Source organism: Pseudomonas sp. HT11 (assembly GCF_044875395.1).
Taxonomy (GTDB): domain Bacteria; phylum Pseudomonadota; class Gammaproteobacteria; order Pseudomonadales; family Pseudomonadaceae; genus Aquipseudomonas.
This window is the reverse complement of record NZ_CP173217.1, coordinates 1,862,265-1,877,571: the sequence shown is the minus strand read 5'-3', so window position 1 is coordinate 1,877,571 and position 15,307 is coordinate 1,862,265. Positions and strand designations below refer to the sequence as shown.

Below are 15,307 nucleotides of genomic sequence, written 5' to 3'. Positions count from 1 at the left end.
GAAAGCGGATGCCCAGCCGTATAAAGGACTATTTGATTATATTAATCGCCGGTGTGTGTTTCAGCACGACGGTGCCTGCGGACCCCGCTCCCGGCCCGGAACACTTCACGCTGTTGAGCCGTGCAAGTGCGGTACAACTGGATGTTCAACTGGACAAGGCCCAGCGCCAGTGGTTACAGAACAAACGCGAGCTGGTGCTCGGCACTTCGGCACCGGACTACCCGCCCTTCGACCTGACCTCCAGCGGCCGCGACTACGAGGGCCTGACCGCCGACTACGCAGGGCTGTTGGCCCAAGCCCTGGCATTGCCCGTGAAGGTGGTGCGCTACCCCACCCGAGAAGCATCGATCCACGCGCTTGAAACAGGCGAAATCGACCTGTTGGGCTCCTCCAACGGCTTTGAAGCCGCCAACCCGAATCTCATCCTGTCGCAGCCATACGCGGTGGACCAACCCGTACTCGTGACCCGTGAGGGGGAAAACTACAATCTGGGCAATGGGCTGGCCGGACTGCGCTTGAGCCTGGTCTACCACTACCTGCCGTTGAATGAAGTGCAGAAGCTGTACCCAAAGGCCAACATCCGCGCCTATCCCTCGTACCAAAACGCCTTGAATGCAGTGGCGTTCGACCAGGCCGACGTGTTTTTGGGCGATACCATTTCCACCCATTACATGATCAACAAGGGCTACCTGAAAAACATCCGCATGGCCAACTTCGGCAAGCATGAAGCCTATGGCTTCAGCTTTGCGCTGCGCCAGGAACAGCGCACTTTGCTGAGCATCGTCGATTCGGTGCTGGCCGCCATCCCCATCAATGAGCGCGACAGCATCGCCAAGCGCTGGAGCGCCGGCAGCGATATCTTGCTGACCGACAAGAAGCTGCAACTGACTCAGCGCGAAGAGCGTTGGCTCAAAGACCATCCGGTGGTAACAGTCGTCGTCAATGAGACCTTCGCACCGCTGACGTTTTTCGACGCCGAAGGCAATTTTCGCGGCATCACCGCAGACTTGCTGGAACTGATACGCCTGCGCACCGGGTTACGTTTCAAGATCCTGCGCAGTCGCGAAGTCAACGCGATGATCGAACAGGTCACCACCGGGAAAGCCGATATCATCGGGGCCATTGTCCCCAGCGTTGAACGGGAGGCTTCGCTGAGTTTCAGTCGCCCTTACCTGGAAAACTCCTACGTCCTGCTGACCCGCAAAGAGCCCGGCGCACCCTCGAACCTGGAGCAGATGGCAGGCAAGCGCCTGGCCATCACCGTGGGCAACCCACTGGAAAAAATCCTCACGCAGGACTTCCCGCAGATTCGCCTGGTGGAGGTCGGCGACACTTTCAAGGCATCCGAAATGCTGGCCCAAGGCAATGTGGAAGGTGCCGTCAACTCGCTGGTGATCGCCAACTACTTCCTGTCCTCGCAGGTTTTCCAGGACAAACTGCAGATCAGCACCAGTATCGGCACCCTTCCCGCCACGTTCGCCCTGGCGACGCCACGCCGCGCCGTCGAACTGAGTTCAATCCTGGACAAGGCCCTGCTGAGCATTGCTCCGGACGAAATGGGCGTGATCAACAGTCGCTGGCGCGGCTACACCGCCGCCTCCGACAGTTACTGGCGCAACTACCACCAGTTGATCGCGCAAATCATCGTTGGCACCGGGCTGTTGCTGCTGATTTCACTGACCTGGAACGCCCACATGCGCCGCCAGATCAAGCATCGGAAAATGGCCGAGCGCGCCCTCAACGATCAGTTCGAGTTCATGCGCGCATTGGTCAACGAAACCCCGCACCCGATCTATGTGCGTGATCGAAACGGCCTGTTGCAAACCTGTAATGACAGTTACTTGCAGGTCTTCGGCGTCAAGCGTGAAGACGTGATCGGCAAGAGTGTGATCCAGATGGACATGGCCCGGGAATCGGAAGCGGCGCAATACCACGCGGACTACCAGCAAGTCGTGGCGCAGGGCAACACGCTGATTCTCGACCGCACCCTGCACCTGCATGGAAAAAAACTGACGATCTATCACTGGATTCTTCCCTACCGTGACTCCGTTGGTGAAGTCCAGGGCATCATTGGGGGCTGGATCGACATCAGTGAGCGGCGCCAGCTGTTCGACGAGTTGCGCGCCGCCAAGGAACGCGCCGATGAAGCGAACCGGGCCAAAAGTACTTTCCTCGCCACCATGAGTCATGAAATCCGCACGCCGATGAACGCCGTGATCGGCATGCTGGAGTTGACCCTCAAGCGGGCTGACCAGGGCCATCTCGACCGCCCGGCCATTGAAGTGGCCTACAACTCGGCCAAAGACCTGCTGGAATTGATCGGCGATATCCTGGACATCGCGCGCATCGAGTCCGGCCGTTTGAGCCTGGCGCCGGAGCGTGTGAACCTGCGCGAAGTCATCGAGTCGGTGGTACGCGTGTTCGATGGCCTGGCACGGCAGAAAACCCTCAGCCTGCTGCTGGAGTTCAAGCCCGAGCTGGATGACACCGAGGTGCTGATCGACCCGTTACGCTTCAAACAGGTGCTGTCCAACCTGGTGAGTAATGCGATCAAGTTCACCGAGCGCGGGCGGGTGCACATCAAAGTGGACGTGCAACCCACCGATCAACCGCAGCAGGTCGAGATGAAACTGGTGGTCGAGGACACCGGCATTGGTATCAGTCGCGACGACCAGTTGCGCCTGTTCGAGCCGTTTGCCCAGGCCGACAACTCCGGGCACCTGGCCAGGAGCGGCGCCGGCCTGGGGCTGGTGATCTGCCGAAGCCTGTGCGCAATGATGGGCGGGCAACTGAGCCTGAGCAGTGTGCCGATGGTGGGCACCCAAGTGCATGTCAACTTGAAAATGCCCCGCCTGCAGCCGGTCCAGCCCGTGGGCGAACTCAAACCCGCGCCCCCGGCGCTTGCGCCGGTGCTCAACGTACTGGTGGTGGATGACCATCCCGCGAACCGCCTGCTGATGTGTCAGCAACTGGGTTACCTGGGCCATCAGTTCACCGCCGCCCAGCACGGTGCCGCCGGCTTCAAGGCATGGCGTCAGGAACGCTTCGACCTGGTCATCGCCGACTGCAACATGCCGATCATGAACGGCTACGAATTGACCCGCTCGATCCGTGAGTATGAACAGCGCGAACAGCTGCCGGCCTGCGTCGTGCTGGGCTTCACCGCCAATGCCCAGCCGGAAGAGAAACTGCGTTGCGCGCAAGCGGGCATGAACGACTGCCTGTTCAAGCCAATCAGCCTGACGGTGCTGGAGCGGCAACTGGCGCAGATCGGCCAGCCACCCGGCGGTGTGAGGCTCGACCTCAGCAGCCTGGAGGCGCTGACGGGCGGCGACCCACAGCTGAGTCGCCGCCTGCTTGAAGAATTGCTCAACAGCAGCCGTCATGACCGTCAGGAACTGACCGCCATGTTGGCGCAACAGGCATCGCCCCAGGCCATCATTGACCAGGCCCACAAGATCAAGGGAGCTGCGCGCATCGTGCAGGCCGCTGCGCTGGCCGGCGAATGTGAAGCGCTGGAGCACGCCTGCGCCCAGGGTGAGGATCGGCCGAAGATCGAAACCGGCATCAAGAGCCTGGAAAAATGCATGCTTGAATTGGAGAGGATGCTGCAGATGCGCCTTAATGAACTGGACGTGCAATAGGCAGGGCGAGTGTTTGCACTCCCCCTGCCGCCACCGGTCAGCAGTCGGTCAGACGCAGGAAAATCGCTGCCAGCTGTTCGATGCCTGCCTGGTCCTGCGCGGTAAAGCGCGCCAGCGACGGGCTGTCCAGATCAAGGACGCCAATCAGTTGGCCGTCCTTGATCAGCGGCACCACCAGTTCGCTGTTCGAAGCGCTGTCACAGGCGATATGCCCAGGGAACGCGTGAACGTCCTCCACCCGCTGGGTTTGCCGCGATGCCGCCGCCGCGCCGCACACGCCACGACCGAACGGAATGCGCACGCAGGCAATCTGGCCCTGGAATGGGCCAAGCACCAGCTCTTCGTCACGGTTGAGGTAGAAGCCGGCCCAGTTAAGGTCATTCAGCTGGTTGAACAGAAACGCGGAGAACTGCGCGCTGTTGGCGATGAAGTCGCGTTCATCGGCCAGCAGCGATTCCAGTTGCGCACACAGCATTGCATAGCCATCCAGGCCCGTGCCGGCCTGTTGCAAATCGATCATGGTTGACGCTCCAACAACTTGAGACCCACCCAGTAACGGGCGAATTGATACGCGCACCGGCCATTGCGGTTGCCGCGCCCGGTGGCCCAACGTACGGCCAAAATATCCAGCGCTTCATCGCGCTGCCATTGCATACCGGCCTTGCTGGCCAGTTCGCCAATCCAGTGCTCGACCACGTTCAGGAAATGTTCCTGAGAGAACGGGTAGAACGACAACCACAGGCCAAACCGGTCGGACAAGGCGATTTTATCTTCGACGGCCTCGCTGGGGTGCAGCTCGCCGTCCACGCGTTTCCAGTTGTCATTGTCGCTCTGGTTTTCCGGCACCAGGTGACGGCGGTTGGACGTGGCATACAACAGCACGTTTTCTGGCGCCTGCTCCAGCGAGCCGTCCAGCACACTCTTGAGCACGCGGTAGTCGCCCTCGCCGGCCTCGAACGACAAGTCGTCGCAGAACAGGATGAACCGCTGCGGCAGCTTGAGCAGTTGCTCGACCACGCGCGGCAAGTCGGCCAGGTGATCGCGCTCGATTTCAATCAGGCGCAAGCCGGCCTTGGCGTGCTGGGCGAGCAAGGCGCGCACCATGGACGATTTGCCCGTGCCGCGCGAACCCCATAGCAGCGCGTGGTTGGCGGGCAGGCCATCGAGAAATTGTTGGGTGTTGCGGGCCAGTTGTTCGCGTTGCTTGTCCACACCGATCAGGTCGCTGAGGCGCATGTCCAGGCTGACTTCCAAGGGCAGCAAAAAGCCAGTGCGGCCTTCGCGCTGCCAGCGGGCGGCGAGGCACTGGTCCCAGTCGATGGCTTGGCGGGGCGCCGGCAACAACGGTTCCAGGCGTGCAAGTACCGCGTCGGCACGCTCAAGAAAGGCATTCAATCGATTATCCACGACTATTCCTCTGGCAAGTTCTTGCAAAAGATGGCGTATTGGCAACCCTGCGGCAGACCGCGACAGGGCTGCACCTGTAAAAAAATCAATGATTATGCCGAGCAAGCCAAAGCCGGTGGATGTTCAGCTATGCTTGCCGGGCGAAGGGAAACGTGAAGTGGTTCAACACCCGATGGATATCAAGTTCGCCCACCGCTTGTCTTATAAACAAGCTCGATTGACTGTGCTGGTCGGTTTCGTCTTGGGAACCTTGCTCAGTCTGATCCAAATCGGCATTGATTATGCCAGCGAAGACGCATCCATCAACCGTGAAATCCGCTCGCTGATCGAAATCAGCCATAACCCCGCCTCCCGTATCGCCTACAACATCGACGCCGAACTCGCCCAGGAACTGACGCTGGGCCTGCTGCACTCCCCGGCGATCACCCGTGCGCAATTGGTCGACAACAATGGCGTGGTCCTGGCCGACGTTGATCGCCCGCGCAAGGAAAGCACGTACCGGCCCATCAGCGATTTTCTGTTTGGCGCCAACCGCCAGTTTGAGGATCGGTTGTTCCTCAGCCACATGCCTAATGATTCTTTGGGCGTGTTGCGCCTGGACGTCGACACTTACGCCTTCGGCAGCCGTTTCCTGCACCGCGCCGAGATCACACTGCTTAACGGCTTTGCCCGCAGCCTGCTGCTGACCGGCATCCTGTTGGGCCTGTTTTACGTGATGCTGACCCAGCCGCTGGTGCGCATCATCCGCGCGCTGAGCACCAGCAAGCAGGCGCATCTGGATTGCCCGCCAGGGCACGAAAACGACGAAATCGGCGTGCTGGTCAGTGTCGCCAACCAGCAGTTCGAAAACATGGAGACCGAAATCCAGCAGCGCCGCCACGCCGAGGACCGCCTCACCGAGTACCTGGGCCAACTGGAAGATATCGTCTCCGCACGCACGCTGGAGCTCAAGGCCAGCAACCAACGCCTGAGCCAGTCCAATGATGAGTTGGAGGCTGCGAAGATGACGGCGCTGGGCATGGCCCAGGCACGGGCGGCGTTCCTGGCCAACATGAGCCACGAGATTCGCACGCCGCTCAATGGCCTGCTGGGCATGATCGCCCTTTCGCTGGACAGCCCGTTGAATGCCGAGCAGCGCCAGCAACTGTCGATTGCCCATGACTCCGGCAAAGTGCTGGTGGAGTTGCTCAACGATATCCTTGACCTGTCCAAGTTTGATGCCGGCCAGCTGGAGCTGGAGCGTATCCCGTTCGATCTCAGCTCGCTGGTGGAAGACACCGCCAACCTGCTGTCGCAGAACGCCGCACCGAGCGTTGAACTGACGTGCTTGATCGACCCGCTGTTTCCCGCCCAAGTGATTGGCGACCCCACACGCGTGCGGCAAATCGTCAGCAACTTGCTCTCCAACGCCTTGAAGTTCACGCGCTTTGGCCGAGTCGATGTGCGCCTGAGCGCCAGTGAGGGTCGGGTGAAGATTGAAGTGTGTGATACCGGTATCGGCATCGCTCAGGATGCGCAGGTGAAAATATTCCAGCCGTTCACCCAGGCCGGCGCAGGCATCACCCGCCAGTTTGGTGGCACGGGGCTGGGGCTGGCGCTGACGCACAATCTGTGTGAAGCAATGAAGGGCCGGCTGAGCATCAGCTCGGAAGTCGGGTTTGGCAGCCAGTTCTGCGCCGACCTGCCACTGCCCACGCATTTGCCCGCGACGCGTTACGCGCCACTGGCAGGCGAAGTCATTGCCATCACCAACGCCGGCAGCGGCCTGACGGAATTGCTCACAACCCTGTTGCCTCACTGGGGGCTGGCGCCACGCGTTTATTCTCAAGACGACGACCTGAGCGGGCAAAACCCCGACCTGTTGATCACCGATTGCCCGGAGTGCCTGTTCCGCCTGCGCCCAGCCATCAAGGCGCCCATTCTGCTGGTCACCGCCTACGGCAACTTTATGCCCAGTGAGGAAGTGGCAGCCCTGGCGCCGCTGCAGCAACAGGCGCGCCCTTTGAGCCGCAACGCGCTGTATCAGATCCTGCAACGCAATTTACGCAGCGACGCACCACTGATCCTCGACCCGATCCAGATGGAAGCCGCGCCGTTTACGCACCGGGCGCGCATCCTGCTGGTGGAGGACAACCCGGTCAATCAACTGGTGGCCAAAGGCATGCTCAGCAAGCTCGGCTGCGAAGTGGTGGTGGCCGCGCACGGTGGCGAAGCGCTCAAGTTCCTTGAAGAGCAGCGCTTTGACATGGTGCTGATGGACTGCAACATGCCGGTAATGGATGGCTACGAAGCCAGCCGGCAGATTCGCCGCAGCGGGCGCTGGCCCGACTTGCCCATTGTCGCCTTGACGGCCAACGCGCTCTCGGAAGAGCGCGAGCGTTGCCGGGCCGCGGGCATGGATGACTACCTGGCCAAACCGTTCCGCCGCGAAGAACTCAAGGCTCTGCTTGACCTGTGGGTGCCGCAGACGACAACCCTTTGATCTGCGCCAGCAACTGGTCCAGGCCTTCGCGCAAGGCATCGGCCTGGTTCAGGTCGATGCCGCTGTCACACAGCAAGCGGGTTTTCAGGCGGTGAGTCTGGTGGCGTAACTGCACACCGGCCTGAGTCAGCCCCAGGTGCACTTCCCGCTCATCCCGTGCGCTGCGTTGGCGGCTCACCAGATCGAGTTGCTCAAGACGCTTGAGCAGCGGCGTCAATGTGCCCGAATCGAGCATCAGCCGCTCGCCCAAGGCCTTGACGGTCGGCTGCGGCGCCGATGCCTCGTGCCACTCCCACAGCACCAGCATGACCACGTACTGCGGGTAGGTCAGGCCCAGCTGGTCAAGCATTGGCTTATAGGCACGCGTCACCGCCCGTGAGGCAGCGTAGAGCTTGAAACACAGCTGGTCGTCCAGTGCCAGGGACACGCCGGATACATCGATCATTTGAGCAGGGCTTCAATCTCTTGGGTCAGGTCCTGAGGCTTGGTGGTCGGGGCAAAACGCTTGACCACCTGACCGTCACGACCGATCAGGAACTTGGTGAAGTTCCACTTGATGCCCTTGGAACCCAGCAAGCCCGGCGCTTGTTTTTTAAGCTGCACGAACAGCGGATGGGCCTCGCTGCCGTTGACGTCGATCTTCTTGAACAGCGGGAAACTGACACCGAAATTCAACTCGCAGAACTCGGAAATCGCGCCTTCGTTGCCGGGCTCCTGCTTGCCGAATTGATTGCAGGGGAACCCCAGCACCACCAGGCCCTGGTCCTTGTACTGCTGCCAAAGTTGTTCAAGCCCCTTGTACTGCGGGGTGAAGCCACATTTGCTGGCGGTGTTGACCACCAAAATGGCCTTGCCGGCGAAGTCGGCCAAGGTCTTTTGCTCACCTTTGATGGTGGTGCACGGGATGCTCAGCAGGTTGTTGCTCATGGCAGTGCCTCAAACAGGGGAAAGACCTGGAACGATAGTAGGCAATTCAATTGCGTGCAATTTAATTGACCGCATTGAAGAGGTCCTATTTGCTCACATCAATTCCTTCATTCACGTCCGATACAAAAGTGGGAGCGGGCTTGCTCGCTCCCACACTTGGAAAGTGCTGCCGGCCCTAGCGCGGGACGAGGTCCAGGCACACCGAGTTGATGCAGTAGCGCAAACCAGTCGGCGGCGGACCATCCGGGAACACATGCCCCAGGTGCGCATCGCACTTGGCGCAGGTGACTTCGGTGCGGATCATGCCGTGGCTGACGTCGCGGATCTCGATCATCGCGCTGTCGGCGATCGGCGCGTAGAAGCTCGGCCAGCCGCAGCCGGAGTCGAACTTGGTGCTGGAATCGAACAGCGGCTCATTGCAACAGATGCAGTGATACACACCGTCGGTTTTGGTTTCGTTGTATTTGCCGCTGAACGGGCGCTCGGTGCCCTTGAGACGACACACCTGATACTGCGCGGGGTCGAGCATGTCCCGCCACTCATCCAGGGTTTTCTGCAACTTATCCATCAATCCACCTCGGCAACTGAAAAAGCCTGATCTGTATCTTTTCCACGGAACAGGCGGCACGTATGATTGCGCCTCTTAAAAACGCCAGTCTGGCACCCGCGCTACCGGCATTCAAACGTATTTATGGGTGCAGGCCTCGCAGGATTCGCAGTACGGTAGTGTCCACGCCGTCTGGATCGTTCATTTTCAGGATCACATCGCCATGCAGGTCAGCAAATCGAACAAGCTCGCCAACGTCTGCTACGACATTCGCGGCCCAGTGCTCAAGCACGCCAAACGCCTGGAAGAGGAAGGCCATCGCATCCTCAAGCTGAACATTGGCAACCCGGCGCCATTTGGTTTCGAAGCGCCGGACGAAATCCTCCAGGACGTGATCCGCAACCTGCCGACCGCCCAGGGCTACAGCGACTCCAAGGGCCTGTTCAGCGCGCGTAAAGCGGTGATGCAGTACTACCAGCAGAAGCAGGTGGAAGGTGTCGGCATCGAAGACATCTACCTGGGCAACGGCGTGTCCGAGCTGATCGTGATGTCCATGCAGGCCTTGCTCAACAACGGCGACGAAGTGCTGGTGCCGGCGCCCGACTACCCGCTGTGGACCGCTGCCGTGACCCTGGCTGGCGGCCACCCGGTGCACTACCTGTGCGATGAAGGCGCCGACTGGTTCCCGGACCTGGCCGACATCAAGGCTAAGATCACGCCGAACACCAAGGCCCTGGTGATCATCAACCCGAACAACCCGACCGGCGCCGTGTACTCCAGGGAAGTGTTGCTGGGCATGCTCGAGCTGGCACGCCAGCACAACCTGGTGGTGTTCTCCGACGAGATCTACGACAAGATCCTTTACGACGACGCCGTGCACATCTGCACCGGCTCCCTGGCGCCGGACCTGCTGTGCCTGACCTTCAACGGCCTGTCCAAATCCTACCGCGTGGCGGGTTTCCGCTCCGGCTGGATCGCCATCTCCGGGCCCAAGCACAACGCCCAGAGCTACATCGAAGGCATCGACATGCTGGCCAATATGCGCTTGTGTGCCAACGTGCCGAGCCAGCATGCAATCCAGACCGCCCTCGGCGGCTACCAGAGCATCAACGACCTGGTACTGCCTCAGGGCCGCCTGCTGGAGCAGCGCAACCGTACCTGGGAGTTGCTCAACGCGATCCCCGGCGTGAGCTGCGTGAAACCCATGGGCGCGCTGTATGCGTTCCCACGGATCGACCCGAAAGTCTGCCCGATCCTCAACGACGAGAAATTCGTGCTCGACCTGCTGCTGTCGGAAAAGCTGTTGGTGGTGCAGGGAACGGCGTTCAACTGGCCGTGGCCGGATCACTTCCGCGTGGTGACATTGCCGCGCGTGGATGACCTGGACATGGCCATTGGTCGCATCGGCAACTTCCTCAAGTCCTATCGCCAATAACGCACATGCCGCCGTACGATCGACATTCGGTCGTACGGCGAGTATCTGGCAACACTTCTCTACCCGCCGCCCCCTCCTCCCTGCCGCTGCACGCCACGGAGCGGTCAGCCTCCTATAATTGCAGGGCGCGAAGGCTTGAATGGGGTGATTGCGGCTGGCTTTTCAGCTCGGAAAATCCTTTCAAGGCTCTACATTCAGGCTGTAGGACACAGTTTGAAATAGTCGCTCGGTTGAATCGCCCCAGGCCGCACCTTATATACCCCGCAGTACGCGACATATTAAGCATGAGGAGAATTCTACAACCATGATGCGCATCCTGCTGTTCTTGGCCACTAACCTGGCGGTCGTGCTGATTGCCAGCATCACCCTGAGCCTGTTCGGCTTCAACGGGTTCATGGCGGCCAACGGGGTTGATCTGAACCTCAATCAGCTGCTGGTCTTCTGTGCAATCTTTGGTTTTGCCGGCTCGATCTTCTCGCTGTTCATCTCCAAGTGGATGGCGAAGATGAGCACCAGCACCCAGGTCATCACCCAGCCACGCACCCGCCATGAGCAATGGTTGCTGCAGACCGTTGAGCAGTTGTCCCGCGAGGCTGGCATCAAGATGCCTGAGGTCGGGATTTTCCCGGCGTATGAGGCCAACGCCTTTGCCACCGGCTGGAACAAGAACGACGCCCTTGTTGCGGTGAGCCAGGGCATGCTCGAACGCTTCTCCTACGACGAAGTGAAAGCGGTACTGGCCCACGAGATCGGCCACGTGGCCAACGGCGACATGGTCACCCTGGCGCTGGTACAAGGCGTGGTGAACACCTTCGTGATGTTCTTTGCACGGATCATCGGCAACTTCGTCGACAAGGTGATCTTCAAGAACGAAGAAGGCCGCGGCATTGCCTACTTCGTGGCGACCCTCTTTGCCGAGGTGGTGCTGGGCTTCCTAGCCAGCGCGATCACCATGTGGTTCTCGCGTAAACGCGAGTTCCGCGCGGACGAAGCCGGTGCCCGCCTGGCCGGTACCGGGGCGATGATTGCGGCACTGCAACACTTGCGCTCCGAACAAGGCCTGCCCGTGCACATGCCGGACAGCCTGACCGCGTTTGGTATCAACGGTGGCATCAAGCAAGGTTTTGCACGCATGTTCATGAGCCACCCGCCGCTGGAAGAGCGGATCGACGCATTGCGTCGCCGGGGCTGATAGCTGCGCGGTAACACAAAAAAGGGGCGATCTGATCGCCCCTTTTTTTTGAGTGCTTGAATCGCCATCGCGGGCAAGCCCGACTCCCACAAGGATCTGCTCAGGTTCACATACACGGTGAGCGACGCGGTCAATGTGGGAGCCGGGCTTGCCCGCGATGGCGATAGCAGGGTCAGTACTTTGTCAGTTGGTACACGCGCTCTTCCAGCCGCGTGACACCGTCTTGCACAAACTTCCAACTCTCACCCAGGATGTCTTGCTCCTCCACCACCTGCACAGTCCAGTGCGAGCCCAGCAACACCTTCACCTCATCATCGGTTACCGCAAACGGCGGCCCAGCCTTTTGTGTCTGATCGTAGTCGAGGGTGATCAGCAAACCCTGACAGCCCGGGCGCAACAAGGCATTCAGATGCTCGGCGTACTGCGCCCGCATCAACGGCGGCAACGCGATCAATGCCGCGCGATCGTAAAGCGCGGAGCAATCGGCCAGCGCTTCGGCGTCCAAGGCAAAGAAATCGCCGCACCACACCTCGATCAGATCCGCCTGGTACACCTTGAACACGCCACGCTGGCTGATCCTGGGCACCAGCCCTTGCTCACTGAAGAACGCCTGCACCGCCTGCTCGGACAGCTCCACACCCAGCACGCGATAACCCAAGCTTGCCAGCCATATCAGATCCAGGCTTTTGCCGCACAGCGGCACCAACACCTTTGCCCCTTCAGCCAAGGCCAGTTTTGGCCAGTGGCGTTGCAGGTAGGGGTTGACCTCGGGCAGATGAAAACCGATCTGGTTGCGTGCCCAACGCTCTTGCCAAAACTTAGGCTCCATGGAATCACCCTGAAAATTCGATCAAAAGGCGCTAAAACTTATATTAGATTTAGATCAATGATCTGATTGAAGATGGGCCCATGTTAACGCTCAGGACCCCTCTTATGTTCCCCAGCCTGTTTATCTCCCACGGTTCGCCCATGCTCGCCCTGCAACCCGGTGCCAGCGGCCCGGCACTCAAGCGCCTGGCGGCCGAGTTGCCACGGCCCAAGGCCATTGTGGTGGTCTCAGCGCACTGGGAAAGCCAGGGCCTGCTGGTTACCGGCAGCGCCGCACCCGAGACCTGGCACGATTTCGGCGGCTTCCCACGGGATTTGTTCGCCGTGCAGTACCCCGCACCCGGTGACCCGCAGTTGGCAACCCAGATAGTCGAACTGCTCAAGGCTGATGGCCTTGAGGCTCGCGTCGATGACCAGCGCCCGTTCGACCATGGCACCTGGGTGCCCCTTTCACTGATGTACCCGGCCGCCGATATTCCGGTGGTGCAGGTGTCGCTGCCAAGCCGTATGGGCCCTGCCCTGCAAACCCGCGTCGGGCATGCCCTGGCCAGTTTGCGTGAGCACGGCGTGCTGTTGATCGGTTCGGGCAGCATCACCCACAACCTGGGCGAACTGGACTGGCATGCCGGACCTGAGAGCATTGAGCCTTGGGCACGGGAATTTCGTGATTGGATGGTCAGCAAACTGGCGGCCAACGACGAAGCCGCCCTGCACGACTATCGCCGCCAGGCACCACATGCCGTGCGCAGCCATCCCAGCGACGAGCATTTGCTGCCGCTGTATTTCGCCCGGGGCGCCGGCGGCGAGTTCAGCACGGCGCATCAAGGTTTCACCATGGGTGCGCTCGGGATGGACATCTACCGCTTCGGCTAACACAGATCTAAATGTGGGATCGAGTGCTAATCCAAACCTGAAATCCAGGCAAAAAAAAATCCCCGAACCAGTCGGGGATTTTTTATGTGCGATCAATCAGCCCAAGGGCGGATCAATCTTCGCGGTAGCGACGCAGCTTCAGCTGCTTACCGGCAACGCGAGTGTCTTTGAGCTTGGCCAGCAGTTTTTCCAGACCGTCTTCCGGCAGCTCCACCAGGGAGAAGCTGTCACGAACCTGGATACGACCGATCGCTTCACGTGCCAGGCCACCCTCGTTGAGGATAGCGCCCAGCAGGTTCTTGGCCGCGATACCATCACGCGCGCCCAGCGCGGTACGGCAACGAGCACGGCCTTCAGCCAATGGAACCGGAGCACGACGCTCACGATCACCACGGTCTGGACGGTCGCCAGTACGCTCTGGACGATCACCGCGCGGAGCGTTGTTCGGCACCAGTGGACGTTCTTTCTCGATCGCAGCCAAGGTCAGCGCTTGACCGTTGGTAGCCTTGCGCAGCAGGGCTGCAGCCAGGGCACGCGGGGTGCAACCGATATCGGCAGTCAGGCGGTCCAGCAGTTCGCCGTGGGTCGATTCAGCGTCAGCCACCAGCGGCGACAGGCTGTTGGTCAGTTTCTTGATGCGAGCATCGAGAACGGCCTGGGCATCCGGCAGGCGGACTTCGGCAACTTTCTGACCGGTCACACGCTCGATCACTTGCAGCATGCGGCGCTCACGTGGAGTCACCAGCAGCAGTGCACGACCTTCGCGACCGGCACGGCCGGTACGGCCGATACGGTGAACGTAGGACTCTGGGTCGTACGGCATGTCAACGTTGAACACGTGGGTGATACGTGGAACGTCGAGACCACGGGCAGCAACGTCGGTCGCCACAACGATGTCCAGACGGCCATCCTTGAGGGAGTCGATCACGCGCTCACGTTGGTTCTGGGCGATGTCACCGTTCAGCGCAGCAGCTTTGTAGCCTTTGGCTTCCAGGGCACTGGCCAGGTCCAGGGTCGCTTGCTTGGTGCGCACGAACATGATCAAGGCGTCGAAGTCTTCGACTTCCAGCAGGCTCAATACAGCCGAGGTCTTCTGGTCAGCGTGAACCAACAGGTGAGCCTGTTCGATCGCGGTAACGGTCTGAGTCTTGGTCTGGATCTTCACGTGTTGCGGATCGCGCAGGTGGCGTTCGGCAATGGCTCGGATCGACTGTGGCAGGGTGGCCGAGAACAATACGGTCTGACGGGTCGGTGGCAGCGCCTTGAAGATAACTTCCAGGTCATCCATGAAGCCCAGCTTCAACATTTCGTCAGCTTCGTCCAGAACCAGGTGGTTCACGGTCGACAGGACTTTTTCGTCACGACGCAGGTGGTCGCACAGACGGCCCGGAGTGGCGACAACAATCTGTGCGCCGTTACGGATTGCTTTAAGTTGTGGGCCCATAGGCGCGCCGCCGTAAACGGCCACAACGGTTACGCCTGGCATTTGCTTGGCGTAGGTTTCAAAAGCGGTTGCTACTTGCAGCGCCAACTCACGGGTTGGCGCCAGGATCAGGGCTTGCGGCTCGCGCTTGGCAGGATCGATGCAGTGCAGGATTGGCAGGGCGAACGCGGCGGTTTTACCGGTACCGGTTTGCGCTTGGCCAATCATGTCTTGGCCGGCCATGATGATCGGGATCGATTGCTGCTGAATAGCCGAAGGTTCTTCGTAGCCGGTCGCGATGACGGCTGCAAGAATGTTCGGGTTAAGATTAAAAGCGGCGAAGCCGCCGGTTTCCTGGGTCATGGGTCTGCCTCTAAGTGCATCCGCAAAGACCCATGCTCCAAAGCTGCGCATGCCGTGTTGAGACTCAAGAGTCGCCCTGGCTGCTTTGTCGGCGGGGATTTGCGAAAACGAATGAATGAAAAAGATTCGTCAAGGAAGAGTCCGCTGTGCGGACGTGCAGCCGAAGCTGACTTCGGGGAATTGCGC

General features: G+C 60.2%; 12 protein-coding genes. 5 read left to right on the top strand and 7 right to left on the bottom strand.

Annotated elements, in window-relative coordinates:
• Positions 1-8: 8 nt before the first annotated feature.
• Entirely contained in the window at positions 9-3,644 is a 3,636-nt protein-coding gene (locus ABWL43_RS08550) for a transporter substrate-binding domain-containing protein (RefSeq protein WP_404487424.1), read from the top strand.
• A gap of 37 nt (positions 3,645-3,681) precedes the next feature.
• On the opposite strand, the gene ABWL43_RS08545 is transcribed toward ABWL43_RS08550, so the two are convergent.
• Positions 3,682-4,164 (bottom strand): GAF domain-containing protein, encoded by a 483-nt coding sequence (locus tag ABWL43_RS08545; protein ID WP_404487423.1) that lies wholly within the window; start codon positions 4,162-4,164, stop codon positions 3,682-3,684.
• Positions 4,161-5,051, bottom strand: coding sequence for an ATP-binding protein (locus tag ABWL43_RS08540; RefSeq protein WP_404487422.1), 891 nt, complete (start codon positions 5,049-5,051; stop codon positions 4,161-4,163). The genes ABWL43_RS08545 and ABWL43_RS08540 overlap by 4 nt, the downstream gene beginning before the upstream one ends.
• Before the next feature lie 172 nt (positions 5,052-5,223).
• Between ABWL43_RS08540 and ABWL43_RS08535 the strand changes: the two genes are divergently transcribed.
• Entirely contained in the window at positions 5,224-7,533 is a 2,310-nt protein-coding gene (locus ABWL43_RS08535) for a response regulator (RefSeq protein ID WP_145165102.1), read from the top strand.
• Here the strand turns inward: ABWL43_RS08535 and ABWL43_RS08530 are convergent.
• The 3 genes from ABWL43_RS08530 to msrB form a co-directional block, all read right to left on the bottom strand.
• Positions 7,487-7,978: a MarR family winged helix-turn-helix transcriptional regulator gene (locus ABWL43_RS08530; RefSeq protein WP_404487421.1), complete on the bottom strand. Its 492-nt coding sequence runs from the start codon at positions 7,976-7,978 to the stop codon at positions 7,487-7,489. The genes ABWL43_RS08535 and ABWL43_RS08530 overlap by 47 nt on opposite strands.
• Positions 7,975-8,460 carry a glutathione peroxidase gene (locus ABWL43_RS08525; protein ID WP_176998239.1) on the bottom strand — a complete coding sequence of 162 codons (486 nt, stop codon included), beginning with the start codon at positions 8,458-8,460 and terminating at the stop codon, positions 7,975-7,977. Before ABWL43_RS08525 ends, ABWL43_RS08530 begins: the two co-directional genes overlap by 4 nt.
• A gap of 175 nt (positions 8,461-8,635) precedes the next feature.
• On the bottom strand, positions 8,636-9,028 hold the full coding sequence (msrB, locus tag ABWL43_RS08520) for a peptide-methionine (R)-S-oxide reductase MsrB (protein ID WP_214246443.1): 393 nt from the start codon (positions 9,026-9,028) through the stop codon (positions 8,636-8,638).
• Between the two features lie 202 nt (positions 9,029-9,230).
• Between msrB and ABWL43_RS08515 the strand changes: the two genes are divergently transcribed.
• Both ABWL43_RS08515 and htpX read left to right on the top strand, forming a co-directional pair.
• Positions 9,231-10,442 carry a pyridoxal phosphate-dependent aminotransferase gene (locus ABWL43_RS08515; protein WP_027607001.1) on the top strand — a complete coding sequence of 404 codons (1,212 nt, stop codon included), beginning with the start codon at positions 9,231-9,233 and terminating at the stop codon, positions 10,440-10,442.
• A 304-nt stretch (positions 10,443-10,746) separates the two neighbouring features.
• Positions 10,747-11,634: a protease HtpX gene (htpX, locus tag ABWL43_RS08510; protein WP_262207669.1), complete on the top strand. Its 888-nt coding sequence runs from the start codon at positions 10,747-10,749 to the stop codon at positions 11,632-11,634.
• 172 nt (positions 11,635-11,806) lie between these two features.
• On the opposite strand, the gene ABWL43_RS08505 is transcribed toward htpX, so the two are convergent.
• A complete protein-coding gene (locus ABWL43_RS08505) occupies positions 11,807-12,463 on the bottom strand; it encodes a thiopurine S-methyltransferase (RefSeq protein ID WP_262207667.1) in 657 nt (218 codons plus the stop codon).
• Positions 12,464-12,567: 104 nt separating this feature from the next.
• On the opposite strand from ABWL43_RS08505, the gene ABWL43_RS08500 reads away from it, so the two are divergent.
• Positions 12,568-13,335, top strand: coding sequence for a class III extradiol ring-cleavage dioxygenase (locus ABWL43_RS08500; RefSeq protein ID WP_262207665.1), 768 nt, complete (start codon positions 12,568-12,570; stop codon positions 13,333-13,335).
• Between the two features lie 112 nt (positions 13,336-13,447).
• Here the strand turns inward: ABWL43_RS08500 and ABWL43_RS08495 are convergent, their stop codons facing one another.
• Positions 13,448-15,121, bottom strand: a complete 1,674-nt coding sequence (locus tag ABWL43_RS08495; RefSeq protein ID WP_053255160.1) for a DEAD/DEAH box helicase — start codon at positions 15,119-15,121, stop codon at positions 13,448-13,450.
• Positions 15,122-15,307 lie beyond the last annotated feature (186 nt).

What these genes read in the sequence shown, in the direction of transcription:
- ABWL43_RS08495 (WP_053255160.1), bottom strand. Translation starts at nt 15,121, where the DNA reads ATGACCCAGGAAACCGGCGGCTTCGCCGCTTTTAATCTTAACCCGAAC.
- ABWL43_RS08505 (WP_262207667.1), bottom strand. Translation starts at nt 12,463, where the DNA reads ATGGAGCCTAAGTTTTGGCAAGAGCGTTGGGCACGCAACCAGATCGGT.
- ABWL43_RS08525 (WP_176998239.1), bottom strand. Translation starts at nt 8,460, where the DNA reads ATGAGCAACAACCTGCTGAGCATCCCGTGCACCACCATCAAAGGTGAG.
- ABWL43_RS08515 (WP_027607001.1), top strand. Translation starts at nt 9,231, where the DNA reads ATGCAGGTCAGCAAATCGAACAAGCTCGCCAACGTCTGCTACGACATT.
- htpX (WP_262207669.1), top strand. Translation starts at nt 10,747, where the DNA reads ATGATGCGCATCCTGCTGTTCTTGGCCACTAACCTGGCGGTCGTGCTG.
- ABWL43_RS08550 (WP_404487424.1), top strand. Translation starts at nt 9, where the DNA reads ATGCCCAGCCGTATAAAGGACTATTTGATTATATTAATCGCCGGTGTG.
- ABWL43_RS08500 (WP_262207665.1), top strand. Translation starts at nt 12,568, where the DNA reads ATGTTCCCCAGCCTGTTTATCTCCCACGGTTCGCCCATGCTCGCCCTG.
- ABWL43_RS08545 (WP_404487423.1), bottom strand. Translation starts at nt 4,164, where the DNA reads ATGATCGATTTGCAACAGGCCGGCACGGGCCTGGATGGCTATGCAATG.
- msrB (WP_214246443.1), bottom strand. Translation starts at nt 9,028, where the DNA reads ATGGATAAGTTGCAGAAAACCCTGGATGAGTGGCGGGACATGCTCGAC.
- ABWL43_RS08530 (WP_404487421.1), bottom strand. Translation starts at nt 7,978, where the DNA reads ATGATCGATGTATCCGGCGTGTCCCTGGCACTGGACGACCAGCTGTGT.
- ABWL43_RS08535 (WP_145165102.1), top strand. Translation starts at nt 5,224, where the DNA reads ATGGATATCAAGTTCGCCCACCGCTTGTCTTATAAACAAGCTCGATTG.